17 protein-coding genes are annotated in these 17,272 nt (G+C 68.5%); 7 read left to right on the forward strand and 10 right to left on the reverse strand.

Features of this window, described 5'->3' with window-relative positions; translation table 11 throughout:
• Positions 1-10 precede the first annotated feature (10 nt).
• Positions 11-1,030, forward strand: coding sequence for a class I SAM-dependent methyltransferase (locus ABFX36_RS10485; protein ID WP_006895883.1), 1,020 nt, complete (start codon positions 11-13; stop codon positions 1,028-1,030).
• Between the two features lie 79 nt (positions 1,031-1,109).
• Here the strand turns inward: ABFX36_RS10485 and ABFX36_RS10490 are convergent, their stop codons facing one another.
• A complete protein-coding gene (locus ABFX36_RS10490) occupies positions 1,110-1,784 on the reverse strand; it encodes a ferritin-like domain-containing protein (RefSeq protein WP_052692370.1) in 675 nt (224 codons plus the stop codon).
• A 63-nt stretch (positions 1,785-1,847) separates the two neighbouring features.
• Between ABFX36_RS10490 and ABFX36_RS10495 the strand changes: the two genes are divergently transcribed.
• Positions 1,848-3,053 carry a THUMP-like domain-containing protein gene (locus tag ABFX36_RS10495; protein ID WP_045537037.1) on the forward strand — a complete coding sequence of 402 codons (1,206 nt, stop codon included), beginning with the start codon at positions 1,848-1,850 and terminating at the stop codon, positions 3,051-3,053.
• On the opposite strand, the gene ABFX36_RS10500 is transcribed toward ABFX36_RS10495, so the two are convergent.
• Entirely contained in the window at positions 3,050-4,366 is a 1,317-nt protein-coding gene (locus ABFX36_RS10500) for an outer membrane protein assembly factor BamB family protein (RefSeq protein ID WP_006895886.1), read from the reverse strand. The genes ABFX36_RS10495 and ABFX36_RS10500 overlap by 4 nt on opposite strands.
• 127 nt (positions 4,367-4,493) lie before the next feature.
• Between ABFX36_RS10500 and ABFX36_RS10505 the strand changes: the two genes are divergently transcribed.
• Positions 4,494-5,255 carry an acyltransferase gene (locus ABFX36_RS10505; RefSeq protein ID WP_045537040.1) on the forward strand — a complete coding sequence of 254 codons (762 nt, stop codon included), beginning with the start codon at positions 4,494-4,496 and terminating at the stop codon, positions 5,253-5,255.
• A gap of 54 nt (positions 5,256-5,309) precedes the next feature.
• Here the strand turns inward: ABFX36_RS10505 and ABFX36_RS10510 are convergent, their stop codons facing one another.
• From ABFX36_RS10510 to ABFX36_RS10545, 8 genes are all read right to left on the reverse strand, one after another.
• Complete coding sequence (locus ABFX36_RS10510; RefSeq protein ID WP_062366990.1) at positions 5,310-6,896, reverse strand: S24/S26 family peptidase; 1,587 nt, start codon at positions 6,894-6,896, stop codon at positions 5,310-5,312.
• A gap of 4 nt (positions 6,897-6,900) precedes the next feature.
• A complete protein-coding gene (locus ABFX36_RS10515) occupies positions 6,901-7,512 on the reverse strand; it encodes a hypothetical protein (protein ID WP_006895889.1) in 612 nt (203 codons plus the stop codon).
• On the reverse strand, positions 7,509-8,243 hold the full coding sequence (locus tag ABFX36_RS10520) for a signal peptidase I (protein ID WP_052692368.1): 735 nt from the start codon (positions 8,241-8,243) through the stop codon (positions 7,509-7,511). The genes ABFX36_RS10515 and ABFX36_RS10520 overlap by 4 nt, the downstream gene beginning before the upstream one ends.
• Complete coding sequence (locus tag ABFX36_RS10525; protein WP_045537044.1) at positions 8,240-8,827, reverse strand: hypothetical protein; 588 nt, start codon at positions 8,825-8,827, stop codon at positions 8,240-8,242. Before ABFX36_RS10525 ends, ABFX36_RS10520 begins: the two co-directional genes overlap by 4 nt.
• Positions 8,828-8,856: 29 nt before the next feature.
• The gene (locus tag ABFX36_RS10530; RefSeq protein WP_006895892.1) at positions 8,857-9,381 is read right to left on the reverse strand and encodes an alternate-type signal peptide domain-containing protein; all 525 of its coding nucleotides are present in this window, start codon (positions 9,379-9,381) and stop codon (positions 8,857-8,859) included.
• A 174-nt stretch (positions 9,382-9,555) separates the two neighbouring features.
• Positions 9,556-10,803, reverse strand: coding sequence for a glycosyltransferase family 4 protein (locus ABFX36_RS10535; protein ID WP_006895893.1), 1,248 nt, complete (start codon positions 10,801-10,803; stop codon positions 9,556-9,558).
• Positions 10,803-12,365 (reverse strand): 1,4-alpha-glucan branching protein domain-containing protein, encoded by a 1,563-nt coding sequence (locus ABFX36_RS10540; RefSeq protein ID WP_346076237.1) that lies wholly within the window; start codon positions 12,363-12,365, stop codon positions 10,803-10,805. Before ABFX36_RS10540 ends, ABFX36_RS10535 begins: the two co-directional genes overlap by 1 nt.
• 22 nt (positions 12,366-12,387) lie before the next feature.
• On the reverse strand, positions 12,388-13,260 hold the full coding sequence (locus tag ABFX36_RS10545) for a class I SAM-dependent methyltransferase (protein ID WP_375003903.1): 873 nt from the start codon (positions 13,258-13,260) through the stop codon (positions 12,388-12,390).
• 99 nt (positions 13,261-13,359) lie between these two features.
• Between ABFX36_RS10545 and ABFX36_RS10550 the strand changes: the two genes are divergently transcribed.
• From ABFX36_RS10550 to ABFX36_RS10565, 4 genes are all read left to right on the forward strand, one after another.
• On the forward strand, positions 13,360-14,145 hold the full coding sequence (locus tag ABFX36_RS10550) for an electron transfer flavoprotein subunit beta/FixA family protein (protein WP_222111521.1): 786 nt from the start codon (positions 13,360-13,362) through the stop codon (positions 14,143-14,145).
• A gap of 51 nt (positions 14,146-14,196) precedes the next feature.
• Complete coding sequence (locus tag ABFX36_RS10555; RefSeq protein ID WP_006895905.1) at positions 14,197-15,150, forward strand: electron transfer flavoprotein subunit alpha/FixB family protein; 954 nt, start codon at positions 14,197-14,199, stop codon at positions 15,148-15,150.
• 165 nt (positions 15,151-15,315) lie between these two features.
• Positions 15,316-16,146, forward strand: coding sequence for a GNAT family N-acetyltransferase (locus tag ABFX36_RS10560; RefSeq protein ID WP_346076240.1), 831 nt, complete (start codon positions 15,316-15,318; stop codon positions 16,144-16,146).
• Positions 16,147-16,169: 23 nt separating this feature from the next.
• The gene (locus ABFX36_RS10565; protein WP_346076242.1) at positions 16,170-17,018 is read left to right on the forward strand and encodes a lysophospholipid acyltransferase family protein; all 849 of its coding nucleotides are present in this window, start codon (positions 16,170-16,172) and stop codon (positions 17,016-17,018) included.
• The last annotated feature ends 254 nt before the right edge of the window (positions 17,019-17,272 follow it).

The following is a 17,272-nucleotide window of genomic DNA, read 5'->3' on the forward strand; positions in this document are numbered from 1 at the left end:
AGACCCGACAATGACCGCCATCGACGACCAGAACCCCGCCGATCCGTCCCCCACGGGCGTCGACGCCGCCGATCAAGTGGACCCGGCACCCAATCCGCATGCCACCGCCGAGCAGGTGGAGGCCGCGCTGAAGGACACCAAGCTCGCGCAGGTCCTCTACCACGACTGGGAAGCCGAGACGTACGACGAGAAGTGGTCGATCTCCTTCGACGAGCGCTGCATCGACTACGCCCGCGGTCGTCTCGACAAGATCCTTCCCGATGCGCCGCTGCCGTACGGCCGGGCCATGGAACTCGGTTGCGGCACCGGCTTCTTCCTGCTGAACCTGATGCAGTCGGGTGTGGCGGAGAAGGGCTCGGTCACCGATCTGTCGCCGGGCATGGTGAAGGTGGCGCTGCGCAACGCGGAGAACCTCGGCCTGGACGTCGACGGCCGGGTCGCCGACGCCGAGAGCATCCCGTACGAGGACGACACCTTCGATCTGGTCGTGGGCCACGCGGTGCTGCATCACATCCCCGACGTCGAGAAGTCGTTGCGGGAGGTGCTGCGCGTGCTCAAGCCCGGCGGCCGCTTCGTCTTCGCCGGCGAGCCCTCGACGTACGGTGACTTCTACGCCCGGTGGATGAGCCGCGCCACCTGGTGGGCCACCACCAATATCACGAAGTTCGGGCCGCTCAAGTCGTGGCGCCGGCCGCAGGAGGAACTCGACGAGAGCTCGCGCGCGGCGGCACTGGAGGCCGTCGTCGACATCCACACCTTCTCGCCCGAGGATCTGGAGCGACTGGCGACCAGCGCGGGTGCGGTCCAGGTCGAGTCGGCCGCGGAGGAACTCGCCGCTGCCATGCTCGGCTGGCCGGTCCGGACTTTCGAGGCCGCGGTGCCGCCCGAGAAGCTCGGCTGGGGCTGGGCGGGCTTCGCGTTCGGCGGCTGGAAGCGCATGACCTGGCTCGATGAGAACGTCCTCCGCAAGTTGGTTCCGCCGAAGTTCTTCTACAACGTTCTGATCACCGGAGTGAAGCCGGAGAAGTAGGGCACCCTCCGCAAACGATCGACGCACCGCTCGGCATCGGCGACCTCCTCCGCGAGGGGCCGGAGCCGGGCGGTGATCGCTATGGCGGCCCGGCGCCGTCGAACACCGCCACCCGGAAGTCGGTCATCAGCCGACGGCAGCGCGTGTAGAAATCCCGCCTCGTGGTGCCTATCGCGCGCAGCGCCGGCCCGTGGTCCAATGCCACCACCGCGATCACGACGGTCGCGAAGGTCTGCCACGCGCCGCCCGCCGGCCTGCGCGCCCATCGCGGTGCGGGCGCGAACGCCTCGCGCAACCGGCGTTCCTGGAAGCGGACGTGGTGGCGTTCGTCGTCCAGGATCCGCGACGAGACCTCGCGCAGCAGAGGGTCGGACGATGCGGCGAGCGCGCCGTAGTATTCCAGTGCGATGAGCTCGGCGGTCGCCAGTACCAGCAGTTCGCTCCGCAGTCCGAGGGCGCGCCGCGTCGCGACGAACACGCGGTCGGACCAGTGCCCGGCGATCGTCGGCGCCCCGGCTGCCCGAAGCAATTCGGCCAGCATGCGCGCGTGGTTCTGTTCCTCGGCGACGAACATCCGAACCGCCGCGGCGTAGTCGGGATCGCCGGTTGCTTCCGCAAGCCGGATCAGCGCAGCGCCGTCGCCGCTCTCGCCCACCTGGAACCGTTGCAGACTCCGGATCACCGGTGACGGGAGTCGGCTGCCGGCTCGCCAGTCGGGGTCCGGATTCTGCTCCCGGATACGGGACCGTGTCACGAACTCCTCGCTCCATGTCATGGTGCCGGTTATACCGGTTATCGCACCGACTAGGGTTGCGCTGTGGGTTACGAGTTCAGCATCGACGACGTCGACTACCTGCGTTCCCGGTACGGCGACAAGGCCCTCCAGAACGCGTCCGCGATGGCCCTGACTCCTGATTCGCTGCTGCGTGAGATGCCCGATCTGCGCTCCCGGTACGGCGACCGCGCGCCGGCGCTCGTCGAGACCGTCCTCAATCGCCGTAGGGCCGCCGGACGGTTGGCTCACGCCGATCAGCTGCTGGCGAGCGACACCGCGGTCCAGCAGGCCACGGCGGCGGCCGTGGCCGAGCACCGGGCGGCCGACATCGCGGCGCGCTATCTCGGAGCCGTCGTGCACGACGTGACCTGTTCCATCGGATCGGAGATGATGGCGCTGTCGGTGACGAGCGGCATCGCCGGTGTGATCGGCAGTGACGTCGATCCGGTCCGGTTGGCGATGGCCGACCACAACATGTCCCTGGGCGACGAGCGGCGCTCGCCGTGGCTGCTGGCGCGCGCCGACGCCCTCGCGCCGGTGTCGAACGCTGACGTGGTGATCGCCGACCCGGCGCGCAGGAATGCGCGTGGCCGAACCTTCAAGCTCGACGAACTCGATCCGCCGCTGTTGGAGTTGCTCGCGGTGTACGCCGGACGCGAGCTGGTCGTCAAATGCGCCCCGGGGCTCGACTACCGACTGCTGCGCGATCGGTTCGGTTTCGAGGGCCAGGTCCAGATCGTCTCGCTCGACGGCGGCGTCCGCGAGGCATGTCTGTGGAGCGAAGTGACGCAGCCGCGCCGCCGAGCGACCGTCCTGCGCTCAGCCGGCCGAGACTACGAGATCACCAGTGCCGATCCCGACGACATCGATCCGCCGGGAGTCGACGAGTGGATCATCGATCCGGACGGCGCGGTGGTTCGCGCCGGTTTGGTGCGGAACTACGCCCACCGACACGGGCTGCGGCAGTTGGACCCGCAGATCGCGTACCTGACCGGTGGCCGTGTGCCCGCGGGGGAGCGCGGCTTCCGGGTGCTCGACCAGCTGGGGGTCTCGGAGAAGAACCTTCGGGGCGCACTGGCGGCGCACGACTGCGGGAGTCTGGAGATCCTGGTCCGGGGGCTCGACGTGGACCCCGACCGTCTGCGAAAGCGGCTGAAGCTCAAGGGCTCCCGACCTCTTGCGCTGATCATGACGCGCATCGGTCGGTCGGGGACCGCGTTCCTGTGCGAGCCGGGTGTCCGGCGCTAAGACGTCGACTTCGGGCTGTAGTAGTACACGGCGCCGATATTGGTGGCGACCGCCAGGCGGCCGGTCGGCGAGACCGCGACGCCCGTCGCGAATCCCTTGGCGTCCGGCATCGGCAGTGTGCGTTCGGTAGCGCCCGAGCGTGTGTCGATCTCCATCAATTCGAGGTTCTGGTCGGCGCCGGTGCGGACCACCGTCCACGCGGTGCCCGCCGCGGTCATGCTCGACAGTCCCGTCGTCTGGAGGTCGTCGCGGCGAACGACTTCTTCGGCCCTGTCGCCGGCGTCGCGCAAGATCACCAGCGGGGCGCCGATGGTGCCCGCCGGGATGATCAGTCCGTCGGGAGAGACGGACATGGTGCCGAACCCGTATCCGCCGTTGTCGTGGGTCCACTTCACCGCGCCGTTGGACGCGTCGAGTGCGTTGATCCGGCCGTCCCTGCTGAAGGCGTAGACGGTCTTGCCGTCGGCCGACACGGTGGGAGGGCCGACCACACCGCCGGGAAGATCGGTGGCCCACTGGTCGGTGATCGCCTGGTGGTCGCCCTGGCGGGCGTACGAGAGCGCCTTCACCTGCGACGATTTCGCGCCCTGCGGGAAGAAGTTGAGGAAGAGGCGCTGGTGCGCCCAGTCGACGGCCGGGGGCGCGGAGATCGCGCATCCCGGCCCGCCGCTCACGCAGTCGCCCAGCCCGGTCAACGGGTCGGCGGCGGGCGCCGACCAGAGCTCGGCCTGCGGCATCGCGAGATCGCCGTTCTGTGAATTGAGGATCGTCACCTGGCCGAGCGACGTGGTCACCAGCACGTGGCCGGGGCCGACGAACTTGGCCGACGTCGGTACTCCGGCCACGTCCTTGCGCCAGCGGATCGCTCCGCCGCCGGTGAGCGCCAGGAACCGGCCCGGCTCTCCGATGTACGGCTGCGAGAACTGATCCACGACGGCCGCGTTGCCCCAGAAGCCGTCGGCCATGCGCTTGCAGAAGTTCTTCCGTCCCGCTCGCGAGTCGAGCACCAGGAAGTTGCAACCGACCGGCGTCCGTGCGCTGACGACGACGTCTCCGCCGCCGTTGAGGGTCACCGGACTGGTCACCGGGCCTCCGGTGGGCCGGGTCCACGACAGTTCGAGGTCGGCCGGCGGTCGTGCGAAGCTGTAGTTCGAGTTCGCATTGTTGCCGCCGTACGACGACCAGCCCGCCGCGGGCACCGACCGCACGTCCAGGTGACCGTCGGAGCAGGAGGCGACGATCAGCGCGGTCAGCGCCCCGAGAACGGCGGTGCGGAGGATCGCGCGCATACGTCGGCGTGCGGCCTGGGTCATCGTGCTCCGATCTGGTCGAGATGCGCGACTGCCGTCGCGCCCGCGCACGACTCTATCGTGTCGTGTCACCAGGCCAATCGTCCGCTGGCGGAGGTCTGTCGGAGACCGTCGTTTACTGTGTGTCTTCATGACCACGATGTGGAACGCCTCCTATCGTTCACGCTGGCGTGCCGGACGCCGCCGCGACCCGCAGCAGGTTCGTTTCCTGACGATGGACTCGCTGCGCTGGGTGAAGCGCAATCGCGCGTGGACACCGTGGTATCTCGTGCGCTACTACCGTCTGGCCAGGTTCCGGATGGCGAACCCGCACATCGTGCTGCGCGGCATGGTCTTCCTCGGCAAGAACGTGGAGATCCACGCGACGCCTGAACTGTCGCGGATGGAGATCGGGCGCTGGGTGCACATCGGCGACGGCAACTCCATCCGCTGCCACGAGGGCAGCATGCGCATCGGGGACAAGACCGTCTTCGGTTGCAACAACGTCGTCAACTCGTATCTCGATCTCGAGATCGGCGGATCGACGCTGATCGCGGACTGGTGCTACATCTGCGACTTCGACCATGTCACCGACAATCTCGACCTGCCGATCAAAGACCAGGGCATCGTCAAGGGACCGGTGCGAATCGGCCCGGACACCTGGATCGCCGCCAAGGTGACGGTGCTGCGCAACACCACCGTGGGGCGTGGCTGTGTGCTCGGTGCCCATGCGGTGGTGCGCGGAGTGATCGACGACTACGCGATAGCCGTCGGGACGCCCGCCCGCATGGTGAAGAACCGCAAGGAGGCGTGGGAGGCCGGCGCCGAGCAGCGCGCCGAACTCGAACGCGCCTTGGCCGACATCGAGCGCAAGAAGGCCGCCGCCCGGGGCGAGGACACCAGCGCAGAGTAGCGCCTCGGCCGATCCGGGGTCGGCTCACCGCGGCTGCCGATCAGCCGCCGGAGGTCAGCCGGCCGGAGCCACCGGAACCGGTTCGACGGAGGTCTCCGGCTGGGCGGCCGGGGCCTCCGCGGACGGAGCGTTGGGCGCAGCGGTGGTCGGCGGCGGCGTGCGCGCCTCACTCCAGACCCCGCCCGAGCGGCTCACCACGACGACGGTGCCGTCGGGTTCGGTGATCTCCAGCCGCTCACTCTGCGGCAGCCAGCGCACCGAACTCGACGACGGGAAGCTGCCCCGGTAGACCACCTCGGTCGAGGTCGCGTCCCGGATCGTCACCGCGCCGCCGTCGTCGTAGAACGCGAACTGTCCGGACGAGGTGAGCGTTCCGCCCGGCGGAAGTTCGGGGGTGGCGCTCGGACTGTCGGTGGTGGACGGCTGCGCCGGCTTCGACTCCGACGACCCTGGAGCGGTCGACGGGGACTCAGACGTGGAGGGGGCCGCGGAGCTCGACGGGGCTGCGGAGGTCGAAGCGGTCGCGGAACCGCTCGGGCTCGCCGTGGGTGCGGCCCGCGAGACGGATGACGGCGAGAGACACTCGAAGTAGGGCAGTGCCGGTGGGAGAAGTCGCGCGGCGTGGAACTGGACTTGGACGGTCAGTGTCCGCTGCGACGGGAAAAGGTAATCGTAGGCCCGCAGGGAAATGGTTAGAACGGTGTCGCCGCCGCCGAAGAGCAGGTCCCAGAGCCAAGTCCAGAAGCTGCCCCCTGTGATGTCCTTGGTGATGGTCGAGTTTGCGGGGTAAGCACTGGTCAGGAAAGTGTCAGCCTCGGTGGACGAGCCTTTCGTCACCGACAGGACGAATTTCCGGTTCGGGTCCGGCTGTGCCACGTTGGGCCAGCTGAATTGCACCGATTTCGAGAGTCCGAATCCAGGATTCGAGGCGGTACAGGCCAGAGAGATGGGGTCGGCCTCCCACCCGGTGGCCAGCGCGCCGGTTGCGGTCGCCTGGTCTGACTGCGCGGCTCGAGCCGGCCCGGAACCGTGTATGCCGGAGGCTGCGACGGCGATGACGGTCACCGCCGCGGTGCCGGCGAGCAGCCGATGAGCGATCTTCGTGTTCCGCCACCCCCGCGCGGGTGCGAATGCGATAGCCAGCAGGGCGGCTACCGCGAGGGCCTGGAGGGTGAGGGTGAGCGGGTTGGCGAGCCACGATGCGACGTACCCGAGGATCGGCACAGTGAAGAGAACGCGCCGTGCGTCGGCGACGATGTACCGGTTCGGGTCGGGCGCAGAGTTCGCATCGCCCTGCATCGTCAGTTCAGCGGACGCCGAGGACTTCGCGTCGACGGATACTACGCGATGGGTGACGCGTGTGCCGTCGTCGCGCACGACCGTGGCGACGTCTCCGGGCTCGAGGCGGTTCGCGTCGATGGTCTTCGAGATGCCGAGGGATCCCACGGGAATGGTCGGCGCCATCGATCCGGTCTCGAAGATCAGCGGCCGGATACCGAAGATCAGGGCCACGACCGTGGCGAGGAGGCAGAGTGCACCGAGAACCGCGCCCACGGTGAGCGCGCGATCGGCGAGGCGCCGAGGCCCGGCCGGCCTGGTCGGCGTGGCGGTTATCGGTTGAGTGGGGGCGTCGTCGTTCACGTGGCTATCCCGTCGCATCGAAGAAGAAGACGACGCTGCCTGCAGACCCGAGGTTGAGGCCCGCGTACTGCGCCGGCGTGTCGGTCCGGAGTGTGAGCTGCATGCACAGCCGCTCGCTGCTGCCGACCGCCAACGGCCGCGGGGGTACGCCAGTGAATTCAGTCTTCGCCGTGGAGACGTTCTGTGCCGAGACGAGGGTGGCCGATCCCGACGGACACACCGTGCCGGTCGACGTGCTGCCGACGGTGGCGTTCGCGGCGACGACTGTTGATTTCAGTGTCGTCCACCGGCCGACGTCGGTGGGCGGTGTGCCGGAAGTGCCGGTCGCCTGCACCGAGGGGACGTACGTGAGCGCGACCGAGCCGACATTCTGGACGTCCACCATTGCAGCAGTCGTGTAGGCCGGGAGCAGTGTTCCCGGGAAGGTGAGGGTCGCGGTGTGTGACCCGTTCGCCTCGATCTTGAGGACCCCGGTCGTGAACGTTCCCGACAGTGTCTGGGAGGTGGTGGACCACAGCGCCGAGGTACCTATCGCGCCGGTACCCAGGAGCACGCCGCACGCGAGCAGCGCGCGGACCCTCTTCGAGGTGACCGCCGTCTTCCATCCGGGTCTCACGATTCTGGCTCCTTCGAGGAAGGTCGCTCGGGAAGGGGATCGTCGGCACTGGCGTCGGCGATCGGCTGGGTCTGCGCGTCGCTGTGCACGGCGGCGAACGTCTCGGTCGGAGTGTCGTCCGCCGGCCCCGCGGCCGCTTCGGCGGCGGCTTTGTCACGGCGCTCCTGTCTCCAGTCGGTGTAGAACTGCCACGCGCCGTAAGCGAAGAGCAGTCCGGCGAGGACGAACACCGTCAGGGTGCGTTTGGCGCCGCTGAACCAGGTGTTGACACAGCCCAGAAGCGGAACCGAGTACCAGAGCACTCCGCGGACCTGCACCGGCCGGACCGGTGGGTCGACGGCGCTGTTGGCGTCGCCCTTGGTGATCAGCCGCGGCTGACCGGACGGCGACTTGTCGAATCCGACCACTCGGTGGGTCACCACACCGGGCTGTCCCGACTTCACCTGATAGGTGACCACATCGCCGACCTCGATCGACGAGAACGGACGCGGCTTCACCACGATCAGCGTTCCCGGCGGATAATCCGGCCGCATGGACCCGGTGAGTACGGAGTACGGCCGCGCCCCGGCGACCTTCGGTATCACGATGGTCGTGAACAGCACGGCGAATGCCGCGATGAGGAGAATCCAGCTGACCGTCTGCCACAGAATGTGCAGTGCTCGCTGACGCGGTGTGCGCTCCACCTCCGCCGAGCCGCCGGTCTCGGTCCGAGCCGATTCGTCGCCGGTCACGGGTTCTGCCCCGGCCGCAGCTGTCCGACGGAGAAGTCGAAGTTGATCTGATACTGGGCGGGCTGGGTGCCGGTGACGGACTTCAGCTGGGCCTGCACGCACCAGGTGGTCTCGGCGCCGACGTCGAGCACCTTCCAATCCGATGACGACGGGGACGTCGGCGCGATCGCCGTGTGCGGACCCGTGGTGTCGGTGGCGGGAAAGGCCCCGCTCAGATCCCCCGTGCCGCCGGGGCAGCCGCCGACCGAACCCGACAGCCGTACCGTGACCGCCGAACCGGAGGACGTGATCGACGGCCCGGCGCTCGCGAGCAGGAACTTGATCCGCGTGGAACCGGTGTTCTTGATCTTCAGCGGCGCCTGCGTGACGTTGCCGACCGCGATGTTCGTTCCCTGCAGTGCGGGGAAGGTGTGGGACGACGCTCCGTCGCCATGTGCATCGAGGCCGATGGTGCCCGTCTCGATGGTGCCTGGATTCCGAGTCTCCTCATCGGCCCACAGAGCCCCGGTGGTGTACACCGATCCGAAGATCAGTGACACCACCAGGACTCCGAGGGCTCCGAGCAGCAGTCTGCGCTGGGTCACGGTCCGGGGTTTCGCTCAGCGATTCTCCGTCAGGACGGCCGGACCTGGTTGAGTGTGATCTTCATATTGCTGACCTGCACCGAGGCGTTGGTGTCCTCGGTACCCGGTGTCGATTCCTTGAACTCGACCTGGACGGTCACGGGGAGCTCCTGCCCGTTCGTGACGTCGATCGGCGTGGTGGTGGTGTCGGTGCCGTTGACCGAGGTGGTCACGACGAAGTTGTCAGACGGCACGTTGGTGGTGCCGAGGTTCACGCCGAGCGTGGCCTTCATGTTCTTACCGGTCGCCGTGACAGTGCAGTCACCGGAGTACTTCCAGACGTCGCCGGGAACCATCAGGTCTTCGAGGGGATTGATCGCGCTGCCGCCGATCATGGTCGGCGAGACGTCGGTCCAGGTGCCGCCGGTGCCGCAGTCGAGCCCGAAGTCGCCGGTCGTGATGTTGCCGCCGACGATGTCCTCGGTGTCGTTCCACAGTGCGTACGATCCGACTCCGCCGAGCAGGAGGATCGCCCCCGCGCCGACGGCCAGTGCACCTTTGGTCTTACGGTTCATATCTCTTACCTCTGGTCGCGGTGGTCATCGTCGACGCCACCGAACTCGAAATTCGTGACGTTGTGCCACTGACCAAGTAATCGCAGACGTCCGAATAGGCCGTTACCTTCTGTAATCGAACCGTTATGCGCATCGGGCATGTCGTCCACAGGCGCATGGGCCGAAAGGCCTCGATCAGGGCTGCGACGGGTCTCGATCGGGCATCGGGCGCATCGGAATGTCCGGACGGCCGAGGTCACGCGGCGGGCGTCGGCGCGCAGCCGCGTACACCGATGCGGTGCGCTTGGCGATCGACTGCCAGGTGAATTCCTCGCCCAGCCGGGTACGGGCGCGACGGGCGCGCTGCTGCGTCGCCGCCGGGTCGTCCAGGGCCTCGCAGACGGCGACGGCGAGTCCCTCCGGATCGAAGGGGTCGAAGGTCCAGCCCGTCTCGCCGTCGGTCACCGCTTCGCCGAGCCCGCCCGCCGTGGACGTGATCAACGGGATGCCGGTGGCGGCTGCCTCGAGGGCGACGATGCCGAACGGTTCGTAACGGCTCGGCAGGACGATCGCGTCGCAGCGGTGCATCAGTTTCAGCAGGCCGTCGTGGTCCTGCCGTCCGACGAAGTCGACCGCGGCCGTCACCTGATGTTCGAGGGCCAGCTGACGCAGCCAGCCGATCTGGGTGCCGTCGCCCGCAACCGTGAGGTGCGTGCCGGGGTGCGCCCGCCGGATCACCGGGAGTGCCTCGAGCAGATCCTGCACGCCCTTCTCGAACTCGAGCCGACCGGCGAAGAGCAACTCGGGCGGACCGCTGCGCGGGCGTCGATCCACGAACCGCCAGGTGCCGACGTCGATTCCGTTGTGGATCACGGTGATCGGCGCCAGGTCGGGGCCGAAGAGAGTCGCCACCTCCTCGCGCATGGACGCCGAACAGGTGATCAGCGCGTCGGAGGCATTGGCCAGCCACCATTCGACCGAGTGAACCTGCCGGTTGATGTGGCCGGCCACCCATCCGCTGTGCCGCCCGGCTTCGGTGGCGTGAAGAGTCGAGACCAGCGGAACGTCGAAGTACTCGGCCAGCGCAACCGCGGGGTGGGCCACCAGCCAGTCGTGCGCATGCACCACGTCCGGCGGCGGGCCGTCACGCAGGAGGCGCAGGCCGGCGCGGACGAACCCGTGGCCCATCGCCAGCGTCCACGCCATCATGTCGGCGCCGAAATCGAACGCCGGCGGGTCTTCGGCCACCGCGATCACACGGACGCCGTTCACGACGGTGTCGGTGGTGGGATGGGTCCGGGCGTCGGTGCCCGACGGCCGGCGGGTCAGCACCGTCACCTCGTGGCCCAGGCCGGCGACGGCCTCGGTGAGATGGTGGACGTGGCGGCCGAGGCCCCCGACCACCACTGGCGGGTACTCCCAGGAGACGATCAGCACACGCATCAGAACCCGCCTTCGCGGCTCGGCAGACGGCGGGCGTCGAGTGCGCCGAACAGATTGTCGGCGCGGCGCCACCCGGCGGCCAGCCCGGCGGCCCGCTGCTCCTTGCCCGCATCGGAGGCCTCGCAGATCTCTCGCGTGGCGTGCGCATGCTTGTACGCGCGGTCCTGGGCGTAGCCGGCGGCGGTGTCCTTCGAGATCATGAACGGCCAGTCGGACTGCACCGTCAGCAGCGTCTCGCGCAGAATCTGGTCGGCTACCTCGTCCCGCACGTCCGGAATCCCGTGACCGCCGTCGAGCCGCTTGTCGAGGGAATCGAGCGCGGTCGCGGTGACCTCCTCGTTGAGCCGCACCAGGTGCTGCACCTGCGGACCCTCCCAGACGCGCCAGTCCTTGCCCGAGCCCCACGACGAGTCGTCGATCCGGACCGGGTCGCCGACGAATCCGTTCCGCCGGGCGGTGGCGAGCGATCCGACCGTGATGCCCGACTCGGGCAGCCTGCGCATGAGCCGCTCGAGCCACACCGGTCCCTCGTACCACCAGTGGCCGAACAACTCGGTGTCGAAGGCGGCGACCACGTGTGCGGGGCGGCCGATCCGGTCCGACTCGGCGATGAGCCGTGAGCGCACGCAGTCGATGAAGTCGTCGACGTGCTTGTCGATCACGGGGTTCACGAGCGCCGGATAGTAGGGCTTCTTGGCGTCACCCGGCACGTTCTTGCCGGTGACCCGAACGGGTTTGAAACCGGTCAGGTGATCGTAGGTGTGGAAGTCGCGGTAGTTCGCGTGCCCGGGGTAGCCGGACTTCGGCGACCACACGCGGTAGCTGACGGTCAGATCGCGTCCGAACGCGACGACGTCGGAGTCGCCCACCGGGCGGCCGAGCGCCGTCTCGCCGTGCAATGTGGGGCCGTCGACCATGAAGTGGCCTACGCCGGCAGCGGCGTACTCCTGCTCCATGCCCGGCGTGTACGCGCACTCCGGCGCCCAGATGCCCGACGGCTGCGTGCCCCAGCGCAACCGCGCGTCGGCGAGACCCTCCCGGAGGGAGAACTGCCGGAGTCGTCGGTCGAGCAGCGGCTGGAAGGGATGGGCGAGCGGTCCGCCGAGCAGTTCGATCACCCCGGCGGAGACGAGCGGACGGATCTGCGGGCTGCCGCCGTGCCGCCACTGCGACTCGAAATCGGCCAGTGCTCCGGCGGCCGCACGGAACTCGCGGTGGCCCATCGCACGACGGTCGGCGTCCGGTGAGGTCGCGGCCTCCATCGCGCGCAACTGCCAGTCGGCCAGCCACTCGTACATCGACGTGGCGCAGTGCGGGTCGTCGAGCTGCGCGGCCAGCACCGGGGTGATGCCCAAGGAGATCAGGTCGGTGTATCCGTCGTCGGCGAGGCGTCGCAGGGCGGCGAAGACGGGCTGGTAGCAGTGTGCCCACGACTGGTACAGCCATTCCTCGCCGACCGGCCAGCGGCCGTGATTGGCCAGCCACGGCAGATGCGAATGCAGCACCAGGGTGAACTGGCCGGGTACCTTCTCGGCGCGCGGTGCAGCGGCGGTCGTGCTCATCACGGCTCCAGATCGAGGGTCGTCAGCGGCGCACGGCCACGGCGAGCAGGTCGAGACTCGCGTCGATGTCGGCGTCGTCGGCGGAGAGGATGTCGAAATCGGAGGTCGCCACCGCGGCGACGTCCGCGGCCAGGTCGGCGGGCCACTCGTCTCCGGCGAGTGCGCGGTCGATCTGGGCGTCGATGATCGATCCACCCCATTTCGCGTCGAGGTCGCGCAGCGCCGGGCCGTGGTGGACGCCGAGCATCTGCCGGACGTCGAAGGCCGCCGCGCCGGCGTCGGCGGGCCCGTTCGGCGCGGCCGCTCCGGTCAGCAGTTCGGTCAGTTCGGCCGCGCTGAGCTCCCGGGTGTGGAACGGGTTCAGCGGAGTGTCGCGGCCGGGGGAGAAGGTGATGCGGTTCGGGGTGCTCATCAGGAGCACCCCGCCCGGGCGGAGAACGCGGTGGCACTCGGCGACGAAGGCGCTCTGGTCCCACAGATGTTCGATCACCTGGAAGTTGACGACCACATCCACCGATCCGTCGGTCAGCGGGAGGTCGATCAGATTGCCCCGGTGGACGACCAGTTCGGGGTACCGGCGGCGTGTGTGCTCGACGGCCTGCTCGTCGTAGTCGACGCATGTCACCGACTTCGCGCGCGCGGCGATCATCGACGCGCCGTAGCCCTCACCCGATCCGGCTTCGAGGACGTCGCGGCCCGCGCAGTGGTCGAGGATGTACTCGTAGGCCACCTCGTGCCTGCGGAACCAGTAGTTCTCCGCGGCGATTCCGGGTACGGTGCGTTCACCGGTGAGCGCGAGCTGATCGGACTGCGGTGTCGCCTGGTAATCGGTCACCGCCACGACCTTAGTACCCGTGCGGGTGGGCGCCTGCATGCGGGAAGTGATCGGTGCCATGTTCTCGTCGCCGAGTACCAGCCGCTAAAGTGATGAGTGAACCATGGCCTTACCGGCCGGTAAGTTGCCGAACCCGATGCAGGAGGTCGACGTAGACCCATGACGAATATTGTCGTTCTGATCAAGCAGGTTCCCGACACGTGGTCCGAGCGCAAGCTCGCCGATGGCGATTTCACGCTCGACCGGGAAGCCGCCGACGCAGTGCTCGACGAGATCAACGAGCGCGCTGTGGAAGAGGCGCTGCAGATCAAGGAAGCCAACGGCGGCGAGGTGACGCTGCTGTGCGCCGGTCCCGAGCGCGCCACCGACGCCATCCGCAAGGCTCTGTCGATGGGTGCGGACAAGGCCATCCACATCAAGGACGACCTGATGCACGGCAGCGACGCGGTCCAGACCGCCTACGTTCTGGCGTCGGCGCTGGGCACCATCGAGGGCGTCGAGATGGTCATCGCGGGCAACGAGGCCACCGACGGACGCAGCGGTGCTGTGCCGGCGATGATCGCCGAGTACCTCGAGCTGCCGCACCTGACCCACCTGCGCAAGCTGGAGATCGACGGCGAGACCCTGCGCGGTGAGCGGGAGACCGACGAAGGCATCTTCAACGTCGAGGCCACCCTGCCGGCGATCGTCTCGGTCAACGAGAAGATCAACGAGCCGCGCTTCCCGTCCTTCAAGGGCATCATGGCCGCCAAGAAGAAGGAAGTGAATGTCGTGACCCTCGCGGAGATCGGCGTCGAGGCCGACACCGTCGGTCTGGCCAACGCGGGCAGCACCGTCACCGGCGTCACCCCGAAGGCCGAGAAGACGGCCGGCGAGCGCGTCACGGACGAGGGCGACGGTGGCGTCAAGGTCGCCGAGTTCCTGGTCGCGTCGAAGATCATCTGATCGCGCCCACCACTTCATCTGGCGAACCCATAGACATTCAGGAGAACAATCATGGCTGAAGTACTCGTGCTCGTTGAGCAGGACGCCGAAGGTGGGCTGAAGAAGGTCACCAGCGAGCTCATCACCGCGGCGCGCGCCCTCGGCACCCCGTCCGCTGTCGTCGTCGGCAAGCCGGGCTCGGCTGCCGGCGTCACCGCGGGTCTCACCGAGGCCGGCGCCGAGAAGATCTACGTCGCCGAGTCGGACGACGTCGCGAACTACCTCATCACGCCCAAGGTCGACGTGCTGTCGCAGCTGGCCGAGGCGAACGGCGCCGCAGGCGTCCTCGTCGCCGCCACCGCGGACGGCAAGGAGATCGCCGGCCGTCTGGCCGTGCGTCTGGGCTCGGGTCTGCTGACCGACGTCATCGAGGTCAAGGAGGGCGGCGCAGGCGTGCACTCGATCTTCGGTGGCGCGTTCACCGTCGACGCGCAGGCCGGCGGAGACACCCCGGTCATCTCGGTGCGCCCCGGCGCCGTCGAGGCCGCGCCGGCCGCCGGTGCGGGCGAGGTCGTCGAGGTCGAGGTTCCGGCTCAGGAAGGCGGTGTGAAGATCACCGGCTTCGCGCCGAACGTCGGCGGCGACCGCCCCGAGCTCACCGAGGCGTCGATCGTCGTCTCCGGTGGCCGCGGTGTCGGTTCGGCCGAGAGCTTCTCGGTGGTCGAGGCACTGGCCGACTCGCTCGGTGCCGCTGTCGGCGCATCGCGTGCCGCCGTCGACTCGGGCTACTACCCGGGCCAGTTCCAGGTGGGTCAGACCGGCAAGACCGTGTCGCCGCAGCTGTACATCGCCCTCGGCATCTCGGGCGCGATCCAGCACCGTGCCGGCATGCAGACCTCGAAGACCATCGTGGCCGTCAACAAGGACGAAGAGGCCCCGATCTTCGAGATCAGCGACTTCGGCATCGTCGGCGACCTGTTCAACGTCGCCCCGCAGCTGACCGAGGAGATCAACAAGCGCAAGTGATGCGCTGATCTTCGCGTAAGCGTCGAGATCGCCCCGCCGCACCCCGTGCGGCGGGGCGATCCGCATTTCCGCGTGAGCCGAGCACGACAGGAGTTCACCCGCAGTGTCCGGACACGTCACGTCGCATTGCCGGGGACGTTCAACGACGCGCCTTGACTGCGAGGCATGACAGTAACGGACGTCTCCACCGGATTCCCGTCTCCGATCCTCGCGCGACCGGTCCTCGCCGGGGGCGACTACCAGGTCCTGATCTCCGAGAACCCCTCCGACATCGACGACGCGCAACGACTCCGATACGAGGTGTTCAACGGCGAGCCCGGCTACTCCGACGCCATCGGCGACGCCGATTCGGGCCGCGACGCCGACGCTTTCGACGAGTTCTGCGACCACATGCTGGTCCGTCACATGCCGACCGGGGCACTCGTCGGGTGCGCCCGGGTGCTGCCGCCGCCCAGGGCGATCGCAGCCGGCGGCTGGTACTCGGCCGGTGAATTCGATCTCGGAGAGCTCTCGGAGATCCGCGGCGAGACGGTCGAGATGGGCCGCGCGGTGGTCGATCCGGGTCACCGCAGCGGTTCGGTGACGGCGATGCTGTGGGCCGCCGTCCTGAGCTACCTCGAGGAGGGCGGTTACCGGTATCTGATGGGTTGCGTATCGGTGCCCCTGGAATCGGCGATCGGCCGCGGTCGGGAACTGCGCGGGATCCGCGACCTCGCCCGCGACAGGCACCGGGCGCCCTGGCAGGTGTACCCGTACCGGCACGTGGAGGTCGACGGAGCCAGGCTCGACGATCTGGAGCCTCCCGCCGTCAACCGGCTGCCCGCACTGTTGCGCGGCTATGTCCGCCTCGGTGCCCGCGTGTGCGGGGAGCCGGCGTTCGACGAGGTGTTCGACGTCGGTGACTTCCTCACCGTCCTGGATCGCCACAACGGCGACCAGCGGTACACCGACCGTCTCCGGGGTGCGATGACCCGGCTCGGCGCCGACGGGAAGTAGGCGCCGTGGAGTCCAGTCCGTGGATGCCCGTCAGTCCGTGCGGTGTGCACTGCGTACACACGCACACGCCCCCGGTGTCCCGGCTGCGAGCGAGCGTGCGGCTCACGTCGTTCGCTGTCGTCGGCGTGACGATCCTGCTCTTCGGACTGCTGACCGTGGCGTGCCCGCGCGGGCTGCGGCACCGGTACTGGCGCGCCGGCGCCCGAGTGACGCTGCGCTCGATGGGGGTGCTGCTCGAGATCGACGATCGCCGTCCGTCACATGCGCCTCGGTTGCGCGGCGCGCTGATCGTCGCGAACCACATCTCTTATCTGGACATCGTCGCGATCGCATGTGTGGCGCCCGCGCGTTTCGTGGCGAAGAGTGAGGTGCTGGCGATGCCGGGCTTCGGTCCGATCGCCCGCCTGTTCGGAGTACTGGCGCATCGGCGCGGGGATCTGCGCCGGCTGCGGCCGATGATTGACAGGGTCGGCGGCATTCTCGACGCCGGGCGCCGTGTGGCCGTGTTCCCCGAGGGCACCACCTGGTGCGGAACCGCGTCCGGCCGATTCCGTCCGGCGTTCTTTCAGGCGGCCGTCGATACCGGCGTCCCGATTCTGCCGGTCCGACTCTCGTACACCGATCGCGGTTCACGGACCACCATGCCGGGATTCCTGGGCGAAGACACCGTCGCGAGCACGCTGTCACGTATCGTGCGATCGCGCCATCTCACCGTCACGATCACGATCTTCGACCTGCAGATGCCTGCAGGGGATCGACGCGGTCTGGCGGCCGCGGCCCAGCGACTGATTCTCCCGGCGGAGCCGGTCTCGGCGATGCGGGAACTGGATGTGGATCTGTCCGGTCAGCCGCCGGTGCCGACCGCGGCCTGACGCCGACGGGTCGGCAGCCGCATCGCCGGACGCACTGTGACCGCGGGGCCATGGGCGCGGCAAGGCGCTTCCAAGGACCGCCCCGGAACCTGTTCTCGTCAATCTCAACGAACGAGGTCAGGACTAACCTCGAAATTTCATCGGGGTGACGTCCTGGCCTGTGCGGTTTCGGATTGATGGTTGTGAGCTGATTGTGCCTGTCGGGTACGACAAGGCCGCCGATCGTCGGATACGTCCGGGTTCCACATCACCGG

Origin of the sequence: Gordonia cholesterolivorans, assembly GCF_039531975.1 — a bacterium.
GTDB lineage: Bacteria > Actinomycetota > Actinomycetes > Mycobacteriales > Mycobacteriaceae > Gordonia > Gordonia sihwensis.

Coding starts and splice junctions, on each gene's coding strand:
- ABFX36_RS10485 (WP_006895883.1), top strand. CDS start 11: ATGACCGCCATCGACGACCAGAACCCCGCCGATCCGTCCCCCACGGGC.
- ABFX36_RS10500 (WP_006895886.1), bottom strand. CDS start 4,366: ATGACCCAGGCCGCACGCCGACGTATGCGCGCGATCCTCCGCACCGCC.
- ABFX36_RS10505 (WP_045537040.1), top strand. CDS start 4,494: ATGACCACGATGTGGAACGCCTCCTATCGTTCACGCTGGCGTGCCGGA.
- ABFX36_RS10530 (WP_006895892.1), bottom strand. CDS start 9,381: ATGAACCGTAAGACCAAAGGTGCACTGGCCGTCGGCGCGGGGGCGATC.
- ABFX36_RS10535 (WP_006895893.1), bottom strand. CDS start 10,803: ATGCGTGTGCTGATCGTCTCCTGGGAGTACCCGCCAGTGGTGGTCGGG.
- ABFX36_RS10540 (WP_346076237.1), bottom strand. CDS start 12,365: ATGAGCACGACCGCCGCTGCACCGCGCGCCGAGAAGGTACCCGGCCAG.
- ABFX36_RS10545 (WP_375003903.1), bottom strand. CDS start 13,260: ATGGCACCGATCACTTCCCGCATGCAGGCGCCCACCCGCACGGGTACT.
- ABFX36_RS10550 (WP_222111521.1), top strand. CDS start 13,360: ATGACGAATATTGTCGTTCTGATCAAGCAGGTTCCCGACACGTGGTCC.
- ABFX36_RS10555 (WP_006895905.1), top strand. CDS start 14,197: ATGGCTGAAGTACTCGTGCTCGTTGAGCAGGACGCCGAAGGTGGGCTG.
- ABFX36_RS10560 (WP_346076240.1), top strand. CDS start 15,316: ATGACAGTAACGGACGTCTCCACCGGATTCCCGTCTCCGATCCTCGCG.
- ABFX36_RS10565 (WP_346076242.1), top strand. CDS start 16,170: ATGCCCGTCAGTCCGTGCGGTGTGCACTGCGTACACACGCACACGCCC.